Raw genomic sequence first — 633 nt, forward strand, 5'->3', positions numbered from 1 at the left:
TGCCAGGTCTGCTGCGCATGCGGACCGTCCACGAAGCCCTGCCATGGCGATACGTGACCGGGATGGTCGTCTTCGAAGACGGCGGTGGCCTCGTCTTTGACGACCAGGCCATTGAGCTGATCGTCCAGCCAGCGCACGAAGGCGCCGTAGGACGCGCGCGAAGCGGTGCCTTGCCCGCGCACTTTGGCGACGTCTTCGTTCGGCACGGTGGCGCTGGGGCCATACCATTCGCCGCGATCATCCACTTCGGCGGCATCGGGCACGAGCTTGCCCTGGCGCGTCTTGGCCGAGCGGAAAATCCATTGCATCAGGATCGCCAGGGTGGAGTTGACGTTCCACACCGATTCCTTGGTTTTCTTGTCGCGCAGGTTGGAGCCCATGATGCCGGGGACAAAGATCACCGGCACGACCGTGCTGGGCGGGATGCACATCACGCCGTAGGATGTATCGTCGGCGGGCGAGAGGAAGGTCGAGGCGGAGATGCTGCCGTCGGCGTTGTGTTCGATCGGAAGCGTGCGCCATTTTTTTTCAGGACTCATGGTTTCAGGTTCTTCCACAGGATCGTCAGGCCATCGAGGTTCAGGCCCTTTTGCAGCGTGGCCCGGCCTTGTGCATCGGCGACATCGCGGAGGA

At 62.9% G+C, this 633-nt stretch carries 1 pseudogene; it reads right to left on the reverse strand.

From position 1 onward, the window contains the following. Positions 1-539 (reverse strand): annotated as a pseudogene (locus AC4HNJ_RS21550) (hypothetical protein); the annotation flags it as partial. Between the last annotated feature and the right edge of the window lie 94 nt (positions 540-633).

The sequence above is a fragment of the Dyella sp. SYSU CM1112 genome, from assembly GCF_058216415.1.